Origin of the sequence: Streptomyces albus subsp. albus (assembly GCF_000719865.1) — a bacterium.
GTDB lineage: Bacteria > Actinomycetota > Actinomycetes > Streptomycetales > Streptomycetaceae > Streptomyces > Streptomyces albus_E.
Genome location: NZ_JOID01000034.1, coordinates 46,938 through 56,923, shown reverse-complemented (window position 1 = coordinate 56,923; position 9,986 = coordinate 46,938). Strand labels below are relative to the sequence as shown.

The following is a 9,986-nucleotide window of genomic DNA, read 5'->3' as shown; positions in this document are numbered from 1 at the left end:
CGCACACCCCCTGGCGCCACCTCTGGGCACCGCTGCCGGCGGTAGCCCGCCACGACGGCCCGAAGGCCGGACAACACCGACGCGTGCGCCCCGAAACCGCCCACCGGTACTGAGTGCTCACCCGTGACCGACCCGCCGACCGCGACAGACCGGCCACCGGGAAAGCCCTTCGCCCTAATCCGATCCACAGGGCCCCGGCGCCACACACCTCGAACCGACCCCGGCGGCATAAGGCCCCGGATAGACGACCGACCACGGGCCCGCCCTCGGCACGGATGCCGTAACCCCAGCCGCAGCGACACCCGCCGGACCGCGACGCACCCGCCACCACCACCGCGCCGCCCACCCGGCAGTCCGCCAACGGCGTGCGGACTCTCTGCTGCCGTCTCCGCGATCAGCTCTGCAGAATCAGCTCTGCGGAATCAGCTCTGCTGACTTCGGTTTTGAAGGCTCCACCGGCAACTTCCCGGCCATGAACAGACCGAGCACATTCACGCAGGCGGCCACACCGGTTCAGGTTCTCCTACGGCCGGTTTCCGCGCCCGGAGTCACATCCACCGCAGAGCCGCGGTGCGGGACCGTTGACGGGGGCCGCACGCCGGGACAGGCCCAGTGACATTCGCCCGGTCAGCGTCATCCGAGCCGTATCCCGGTAAACCGGTTCGAGCCCTGCGGGCCGGGCCCGCGAACGGATACGGAGAAACCACTCACCGGCCACTTACGCAGGGCGCGTACGACCGGGGCCGGCCGGATGGCCGCGGGGGTCGGCCGAGGCGGGGGTCTACTCCTCCGGTCCTGACCAGACCGCTTCCGCCGCCGTCGAGGCGGCGTCCAGGTCGGCCCGGACGCCCGCCGCGTTCAGGGCCTCCGCCAGGGCGGAGAGGACGCGGACGACGGTGCCCGGAGTGGCGTCGGGGCCGTAGTGGTTGACCCGGATCATCTCGCCGCCCAGGGCACCGCCGCCCGCGGCCAGCGGTGGGGCGGGCGAGCTGGACGGGGCGACGGCCAATGCGGCGGCCACGAGTTCACGGGCGTCGAGGGAGTCCGGGGCCCGCAGGGTGGTGGCGACCGGGGCGGCATCCCGGGAATCGGTCACGTACGGTCGCAGACCCTCGCTGCCCTGGTCGGTCAGGGCCTCGACACCGGCGCGCATGGCCGCGGCCGTGGCGCGGTGGCGGGCGATGGACGCGTCGAGCCCGCCCGTCTCCTCGATGCGCCGGACGCACGCCTCCAGGGCGAGCATCTCCAACTGCGCCGGTGCGTGCGGCAGGGCGATGCGGCCGGGGTTGATCCACCGCTCCTTCCAGTCCAGGAGGGAGAGGTACGAACGGCGCGGCGCACCCGGGTTCGCGTGAATTCTTCCCCAGGCCCGCTCGCTCACCGACACGGCCGAGACGCCCGCCGGGCCGCCCATGGCCTTCTGCGCGCCGATCACGCACAGATCGACACCCCATGCGTCGGTGTGCAGCGGCTCGGCCGCGACGGAGGCCACCGCGTCCAGCATCAGCAGCGCACCGTGTTCGCGGACCACCGCGCCGATCGGCGCGACGGCGTTGGTGTTGCCGGTCGCGGCCTCCGCGTGCACCAGGGAGACGAGTTCGGTTTCCGGGTGCTCCTGCAGCGCCCGCCGGACCGTCTCGGCGGAGACGGAAGTGTCGTACGGGACTTCGATGTCGACGACCGTGGCGCCGCTGTCCCGCAGCCAGCCACCGAACGTCTGGCCGTACGGGCCGGTGATGACGTTGAGCGCGGTGGAGCCGGGGCGGGCCGCGCTGCGGATGCAGCCCTCCAGCGGCAGCAGCGCCTCCCCCTGCATGACGATCACGTCGGCGTCGGTCCCCATCACGGAGGCGACCTGCCGTTCGATGGCGGCGAAGTGCTCGGCGGAGAGCGGTGCGAGGTCGAGGAGGGGGTGGGGCATGGGGCTCGCTCACTCGTTTCGTTCGGAGGGCTGGCGGGGTGCGGGGGCGGGGCGGGGGCGGGAGGCGCGCGGGGTGGTGCGGTATCGGTTGTCGGGGCGAGCGTACCGCTGTGATCCACTTCGAGCCGTGATCCGCTTCGGGCCGCGTACGGACGCCCGGGCGGGGAGCGGGCGCCGCCGCGGCGGTGACGGTGGGGCGGCTACGGAGACGGGCCTCCGCGCGCGGACCCGTACGGCAAACAGGCGGCAAGCGGGCCGCAAGCGGGCAAGGGGTGTCCGGAGCGGCATGGAGCGGTGCCCTCCCGCTCCGGGACGGTGGAAACGCCGTGGGCCCCCGCCCGCCGGTCCGTCGCCGGTGGGTGGGGGCCCGTCGGAATCCTGCCGCCGGGCGGCCCGGCGGCCCTCCGTCAGAGCCGCTCGGGGGTGCGGATGCCGAGCAGCGCCATGCCCTGCCGCAGGGTGCGGGCGGTGAGTTCGCAGAAGAAGAGGCGGTTCTCCACCAGCTCCGGGGCGTTGTCCGGCTTCAGCACCGGGCACTGGTCGTAGAACGTCGTGAACGCGGAGGCCAGCTGGTAGAGGTACGCGGCCAGCTTGTGCGGCTCGTACGTCTCGGCGACCGACGCCAGCGTCTCGGCGAACTCGTCCAGGTGCAGCCCCAGGGCCCGCTCGGCCGGGGAGAGCGGCAGTTCGGGGCGGGCCTTGGGTACGGCCGTGCCGCCGGCCTTGCGGAGGATGGACTGGATCCGGGCGTAGGCGTACTGGAGGTAGACGCTGGTGTCGCCGTTCAGGGACACCATCCGGTCCAGGTCGAAGACGTAGTCGCGGGTCAGCGAGGTGGAGAGGTCCGCGTACTTCACGGCGCCGATGCCCACCTGCGCGGCGCGCTCGGAGACCTCCTCCGCCGTCAGGTCCGGGGCCTTCTCGGCGACCACGGCCGCGGCCCGGTCCACCGCCTCGTCCAGCAGGTCGACCAGCCGTACGGTCTCGCCCTCACGGGTCTTGAACGGCTTGCCGTCCTTGCCTAGGACCGTGCCGAAGGGGAGCTGCCGTGCGGCGCCCTCCGGCAGCCAGCCGGCGCGGCGGGCCGTCTCGAACACCATCTTGAAGTGCAGCGCCTGGCGGGCGTCCACGACGTACAGCAGGGTGTCGGCCTTGAGGCTGCCGACGCGGTCGCGGATGGCGGCGAGGTCGGTGGCGGCGTAGCCGAAGCCGCCGTTGGACTTCTGGACGATCAGCGGCACCGGCTTGCCGTCCGGGCCCTTCACGTCGTCGAAGAAGACGCAGAGCGCGCCCTCGGAGCGCACGGCGACCCCCGAGGACTCCAGTTCCTCGCAGACCGCGTGCAGATCGTCGTTGTAGGCGCTCTCGCCGACGACGTCCTCGTCGCGGATCTCCACGTCGAGCTTGGTGTAGACGCCGCGGAAGTAGATCTTCGACTCGTCGACGATCTTGTGCCAGAGGGCACGGGTCTCCTCGTCCCCCGCCTGGAGGTCGACCACCCGGCGGCGGGCCCGGTCCTTGAACTCCTCGTCGGAGTCGAACAGCGCGCGGGACGCCTTGTAGAGCCGGTTGAGCCGGGACATCGCCGCCTCGCCCTCGGCGGTCGCGTCCGCGGCGTCGGAGGCGTGGTCCAGCTCGTGCGGATGCTCGATCAGGTACTGGATGAGCATGCCGAACTGGGTGCCCCAGTCGCCGATGTGGTGCCGCCGGACCACCGTCTCACCCCGGTGCTCCAGGATCTGCACGACGGCGTCACCGATCACCGTGGAGCGGAGGTGGCCGACGTGCATCTCCTTGGCGACGTTGGGCTGCGAGTAGTCGATGACCGTGGTGCCGGGGCGCTCCGCGTACGGCACGCCGAGCCGGTCGTCCGCCGCGCGCAGGGCGAGCGTGGAGGTGATGGCCGAGTCGGCGACGGTGATGTTGAGGAAGCCGGGGCCGGAGACCTCGATGGCCCGGATGACCGGGTCGGGGTCGGCGTCGTCCGCGGTGGGGATGCGGTCCACCACCTGGCCCGCCAGCTCGCGGGGGTTGCCCTTGAGCTTCTTGGCCAGCGCCAGCATGCCGTTGGCCTGGAAATCCGCCCGGTCGCTCCGTCGCAGCAGCGGGTCGGCGGCCCCGGCCTCCGGCAGGGCGGCGGAGAGGGCCTCGGCGAGACGCTGGTGGACGGTTGCGGAAAGGGAAGGGACCGGGGCCATGAGGAGCTAGCGCCTTCTTTCGCGGTGGGGTGCGGGTTCGCGGTGGTGCGGTGCGGGGCGGCCGTGCCGGCCGCTGGGCGGTCTGCGCCGTCCGGTGCCGCCCGTTGCTGCCCGGCGCTGCCGGGCCGCGGTGCCGAGCGGGCCGGCGGTGTTCGCCGTCAGTATCCCACGGCGCTCCCGTGGCGCCCGGGGCATTAACGGGTCTGGGAGAATGGCACCGTCAGGCTCACCGTCAGGCTTCCGGGCAACGGATAAGCGGAGAAAGAAGAGGACGTGCCGATCGTGGCTCAGAGCACTGAGACCGACTGGGTCTCCCGTTTCGCGGACGAGGTCATCGCCGAGGCGGAGCGCCGTGCCCCCGGCAAACCGATCGTCTGCGCCTCGGGTCTGAGCCCCTCCGGCCCGATCCACCTGGGCAATCTGCGCGAGGTGATGACGCCGCACCTCGTCGCCGACGAGATCAAGCGGCGCGGATACGACTGCGTCCACATCCTGTCCTGGGACGACTACGACCGCTTCCGCAAGGTGCCGGCCGGTATCGACCCGTCCTGGGCGGAGCACATCGGCAAGCCGCTGACGAGCGTGCCCGCGCCGCCCGGCAGCGAATACGCCAACTGGGCCGAGCACTTCAAGGCGCCGATGGTGGCGGCGATGGAGCAGCTCGGCATCGAGGTGCACCCGATCAGCCAGACGCTGCAGTACACCTCTGGCGCGTACCGCGACCAGATCCTCTTCGCGATGCGCGAGCGCGAGCGGATCGACGCCGTCCTCGACCGCTACCGCACCAAGGAGAAGGCGGGCGGGGAGAAGGCGGGCACGGAGAAGGCCGCCAAGGCCAAGGCGCAGGAGACCCAGGCCCGGCAGCAGAAGGGCAAGAAGCTCGACGAGGCCGAGGCCGCCGCGGCGGAGGCCGCCGCCGAGGGGTCGGGCGCGGCGGGCGAGGACGACGGCTCGGGTGCCGGCGCGGGCTACTTCCCGTACAAGCCGTACTGCTCGGTCTGCGGGACGGACTTCACGACCGTCACCGGATACGACGACGAGACGACCGACCTGGCCTACGTCTGCCGCTGCGGGCACGCGGAGACGGTGCGGCTCTCCGAGCACAACCGCGGCAAGCTGGTGTGGAAGGTCGACTGGCCGATGCGCTGGGCCTACGAGGGCGTGGTGTTCGAGCCGTCCGGGGTGGACCACTCCTCGCCCGGCTCGTCGTACGTCGTCGGCGGGCAGCTGGTGAAGGAGGTCTTCGGCGGCGAGCAGCCGATCGGGCCGATGTACGCCTTCGTCGGCATCAGCGGTATGGCCAAGATGTCGAGTTCGAAGGGCGGTGTGCCGACGCCCGAGGACGCCCTGCAGATCATGGAGGCGCCGCTGCTGCGCTGGCTGTACGCGCGGCGGAAGCCGAACCAGTCCTTCAAGATCGCGTTCGACCAGGAGATCCAGCGGCTCTACGACGAGTGGGACGCCCTGGAGCGGAAGATCGCCGACGGCTCGGCGCAGCCGGCGGACGCCGCCGCGTACCGCCGGGCCACCCGCACGGCCGCCGGTGAACTCCCGCGCACGCCGCGCCCGCTGCCGTACCGGACGCTCGCCTCGGTGGTGGACATCACCACCGGGCACGCCGAGCAGACCCTGCGGATCCTGCGCGACCTGGACCCGGAGAACCCGATCGGTTCCCTGGACGAGGCCCGGCCCCGGCTGGACCGCGCCGAGAACTGGATCAGCACGCAGGTGCCGGTCGAGCAGCGCACCCGGGTCCGGGAGGAGCCGGACACGGAGCTGCTGGGCTCGCTCGGGGAGACGGAGCGCGAGTCGCTGCGGCTGCTGCTGGAGGGGCTGGACGAGCACTGGTCGCTCGACGGGCTGACGACGCTGGTGTACGGGGTGCCGAAGCTCCAGGCGGGCTTCCCGGCGGACGCGAAGCCGACGCCGGAGCTGAAGGCGGCGCAGCGGTCGTTCTTCGCGCTGCTGTACCGGCTGCTGGTCGGCCGTGACACGGGGCCGCGGCTGCCGACGCTGCTGCTGGCGGTCGGCGCGGACCGGGTGCGGAGGCTGCTGGCGGTCTGAGCCGGGACCGGGACCCCCGGACGGCGGGCGGCAGCGCGCGGCACGGCGGCGGCGTGGTGGTACGGCTTCGGGCCGTGGCACCGCGCCGCCGGCGTTCCGGCGCGTGCGGGGCTGGCGGGGAGCCGGCTCGGGTCCCCCGGCGGGGCCGGGTAGGTCCGGGCGGTGCGTGGCGGGACCGGGCGGTGTCGGGGGTTTGACGACGTCCGGCGGCACCTGGCAGGGCCGTCAGGCGATGTGTTCGGTGTCCATCTCCGCCGTGTAGCGGTGGCGGAACTCGCGGAGGTAGCCGCGGAGCGAGCTCTCGCTGAGCGGGCCGCCGGTGCGGCCGCGAATGCCGTAGAGGTCCATCAGGTAGAGGCCGAATTGGCGGGCGTTGGGGAAGTCGCCGCGCTCGGCGACGTACCGGCGGAACGCGCTGAAGTACGCCTCCTCGCGGGACATGTCGTCGGGCAGGCCGGGGGCGGTGGCCGCCTCCTCCTCCGCGGCGAGGTCGGGCTCGGCCCGGAACGGCCCGCTCTGCGCCGGCACGTAGGGCTGGGGGCTGCCCAGCGGGCGTTCACGGCCGGGGGCGACGGGCACGGTGACGCGGGGCGAGACCGGCTCGGCGGGGGAGGCGGGGGCGGGGTCCGGGCCGGGGGCGGCAGCGTACTCCGCGGCCGGGGCGCCGCCGGGGGCGGCGGTGTACTCGGGGGTTCCGGTGTACTCGGGGGTTCCGGCGTACTCGGAGGTCCCGGTGTATTCGCCTGCTCCGGTGTACTCGGGGCCGGCGGCGGTGTGGTCGGCGGGGCCGTATCCGGCGGGCTGTGCGGCCTCCCGTACGGATTCCCCGGCCGGGGCGTGATCCGCCGGGCGGTCGCCGCCGGGCGCCTGCCCGGGCTGCCCGGACTGTGCAGCCTGCCCGGCTCGACCGCTCGCGGACGGGCCGGGTGAGGCGGCCCCGGAAACGGCCCCGGACGGGTGCTCCCCGGCGGTGAGTTCGGGCCGGCGCGGGGAGGGCCGTACCGCGGCGGGGCCGGCCGGCCCGGCCGGGTCGATGCCGGCGGCGGCGAGCCCGTCGGGCGCGGTCTCGGCGAGCGGGACCCCGTAGCGGGCCAGCCGGAGCGGCATCATCGACTCGACGGGCGCCTTGCGGCGCCAGGCGCGGCCGTAGCGGGCGCGCAGGCGGGCCTGGTAGACGAGGCGGTCCTGTTCGAGGCGGATGACCTCCTCGTAGGAGCGCAGCTCCCACAGCTTCATCCGGCGCCAGAGCCGGAAGGTGGAGGGGAAGGCCAGCAGCCAGCGGGAGAGGCGTACGCCCTCCATGTGCTTGTCGGCGGTGATGTCGGCGATGCGGCCGATGGCGTGCCGGGCGGCCTCGACGGAGACGACGAAGAGGACGGGGATGACGGCGTGCATGCCGACGCCGAGCGGGTCGGGCCAGGCCGCGGCGCCGTTGAAGGCGATGGTGGCGGCGGTGAGGAGCCAGGCGGTCTGCCGCAGCAGCGGGAACGGGATGCGGATCCAGGTCAGCAGCAGGTCCAGGGCGAGGAGGACGACGATCCCCGCGTCGATTCCGATGGGGAAGACGGTGGAGAAGGCGCCGAAGCCCTTCTGCTCGGCGAGGTCGCGGACCGCCGCGTACGAACCGGCGAAGCCGATCGCCGCGATCAGCACGGCACCGGCGACCACCACCCCGATCAATATGCGGTGTGTGCGTGTCAGCTGCATGGCGGCCACCCGCGCTCCCCTTCCGGCTTCGAGAACTGGCGGGCACAGCCTGGCACATGTGTGCGAGTGCGAGGAGCCCGGACCCGTCGCGGGCCCGGGCTCCCGGGCGGTATCCCCCGGTTACGCGCGGAATCTCAGCGGAATCTCAGCGGAATCTCAGCGGAATCGCAGCGGGGAGGTGCCCAGCTCTCACAGGGCCCTCACTTATTGGCGTCGGCGACGGCCTCGACCGCCTCCTTGGCGGCCTTCTCGGCGTCCTTGAGCAGCTCGTCGGCCTTCGGGGGCTTGGCGTCCTCGTAGCCGGCGCCGTTGTAGTTCAGCGTGATGACGACGTTCTCGGTGCGGGTGACGACAGTCTGGTTCTTGAAGCCGTCGCCGTCCTTGGTGATGTCGTAGCGCACGGTGGCCGCCTGGTCGCCGATGCCGGCCGGTGTCGCGTTCTTCACATCCTTGCCGCCCTTGACGGACTTGGCGTCGCCGACCTGCTTGGTGAAGTACTGCTGGGCGCGCGACTCGGCGCTGCCCAGTGTCGGGTCGGACTCGAAGCGCTGCAGGGAGATGTCCAGCCAGCGGTACTGGAAACCGTCGAGGCCGTACCAGGAGCAGGTGCTGCGCGCGTTGATGTCGCTCGACTTCCCGGCCGTGCCGGACTTGCTGTCGGCCTTGGGGACGAGGTCCTCGACGGTGTCCTTGCCGACGGCCTTGCACGCCTTGGGGAGTTCGGCGTACTTCGCGGGGGCCACGGTCGGCGAGGCGCTCGTCTCCGCCGACGGCGTGGACGGCTTGTCGTCGGCCTTGTCACCGGAGTCCGAGGAGCAGCCGGCGACGAACATCATGGGTATGACGGCTGCGGCGGCGAGGAGTCGCGTGGCTTGTCTGTGCATGGTTCCTTCGCTCATCTGTCATCCAGGGGCGGTGGTGCCACCCGTACGCCGCACCACCGTAAGGGAGGACGGCGGGGTGGGTGGCGGTCATGCGTCGAAGGTGTCCGACAGCTCACGCGCCAGGCGCTGCGCCTTGGCTTGGAGCTCCTTGCTCCCCGGAATGTCCGAACGGTGCGTGGACCACTGGTCGTACGTGATGGTCACCAGGACGTTCGAGGCCCGGAAGACGATCGTGATGTCGCGGTGGGCGCCGGAATCGGCGGTGCCGAGGTGGTCGTCGATGTAAGCGACATCACCCAGTCCGTCGAGGGCGCGGGGGGCGGTGGCGGGGTCGGCGGACGCGGAGGGATCGGGCGATTCGGAGCCCTTCTCGCCCTTTTTCCCGTCTGTTCCATTGGTGCCGTTGTCGCCGCTCTTGTCCCCGGTGGCTCCCCCGCCCCCCTTGCCCTTCCCGTCCTCGGCCCCCTTGTCCCCTTCGTCCCGCTCGTCCCCCGCCGCGCCCGTGGTCCGCGCCGGGTCGGCCTTCCCGGCCTCGGACTCGGAGGCGGCGGCGGAGGGCTTGCCGTCGTCCGGCTTCTCGTCGACGGGAGCGGGAATGCCGGCAGCGGCGGCCTTCTTGTCGTACAGCTGCTGCGCGCGGTCGTCGTCGCTGAGGGCCGGGTCGTAGGAGACGACCCGTTCGAAGTCGATGACCAGGTTGCGGGTGCCGTCGGGCAGTCCGGTGGTCCAGCGGCAGCCGGTGCGGCGGTCGGTGTCGTAGGTGAGCGCCGGCTGGCCGTCGTACGCCTTCTCGCGCTTCGCGCTGTCCAGGCCGTCGATGCCGGGGAGGAGGGCGCGCAGGGTGCCGCGCCCGACGGCGCCGCAGGCCTCGGGGAGGGTGCGGTACTTGCCGGGCTCGGCGGAGGAGGTGGCGGAGGGGCCGCCCTGCTCGGAGCCGGCCCCGCCGTCGTCACCGGAGGAGCCGGTGCAGCCCGTCAGCCCCACCAGCAGCACGGCTGCCACGGCGCTCGTTCCGTACGCCCATCGCTGCACGGTGCCCGGCTCCCTTCGGGAAAAGTGGTTGCCGCCGGTCGGCGGCCGATGGAGACAATGTGTACCGCACGCGCCGCCGCCTCCGCCGGGCCGATGCCGGTTATCCGGGGGGATGCAGGGATTTGTGCCGTGTGCTTTCGATCAGCGGGAGACATCAGTTCCGGTTACGGGGGAGAGCCC

Annotated in this window: 6 protein-coding genes; 1 reads left to right on the top strand and 5 read right to left on the bottom strand. The window is 72.6% G+C overall.

The features are described from left to right. Positions 1-781 precede the first annotated feature (781 nt). Positions 782-1,921 (bottom strand): pyridoxal-phosphate-dependent aminotransferase family protein, encoded by a 1,140-nt coding sequence (locus IF83_RS0126550; RefSeq protein ID WP_030548392.1) that lies wholly within the window; start codon positions 1,919-1,921, stop codon positions 782-784. 407 nt (positions 1,922-2,328) lie between these two features. After that, entirely contained in the window at positions 2,329-4,119 is a 1,791-nt protein-coding gene (argS, locus tag IF83_RS0126545; RefSeq protein ID WP_030548390.1) for an arginine--tRNA ligase, read from the bottom strand. Positions 4,120-4,392: 273 nt separating this feature from the next. On the opposite strand from argS, the gene lysS reads away from it, so the two are divergent. Then, positions 4,393-6,183 carry a lysine--tRNA ligase gene (gene lysS / locus IF83_RS0126540; RefSeq protein ID WP_030548388.1) on the top strand — a complete coding sequence of 597 codons (1,791 nt, stop codon included), beginning with the start codon at positions 4,393-4,395 and terminating at the stop codon, positions 6,181-6,183. A gap of 225 nt (positions 6,184-6,408) precedes the next feature. Here lysS and IF83_RS0126535 read toward each other — a convergent pair whose 3' ends face one another. The 3 genes from IF83_RS0126535 to IF83_RS0126525 form a co-directional block, all read right to left on the bottom strand. Then, complete coding sequence (locus IF83_RS0126535; RefSeq protein ID WP_244177215.1) at positions 6,409-7,890, bottom strand: DUF2637 domain-containing protein; 1,482 nt, start codon at positions 7,888-7,890, stop codon at positions 6,409-6,411. A 200-nt stretch (positions 7,891-8,090) separates the two neighbouring features. Beyond that, positions 8,091-8,774: a DUF3558 domain-containing protein gene (locus IF83_RS0126530; protein ID WP_030548385.1), complete on the bottom strand. Its 684-nt coding sequence runs from the start codon at positions 8,772-8,774 to the stop codon at positions 8,091-8,093. A gap of 87 nt (positions 8,775-8,861) precedes the next feature. Then, positions 8,862-9,806 (bottom strand): hypothetical protein, encoded by a 945-nt coding sequence (locus IF83_RS0126525; protein ID WP_030548383.1) that lies wholly within the window; start codon positions 9,804-9,806, stop codon positions 8,862-8,864. Positions 9,807-9,986: the final 180 nt, after the last annotated feature.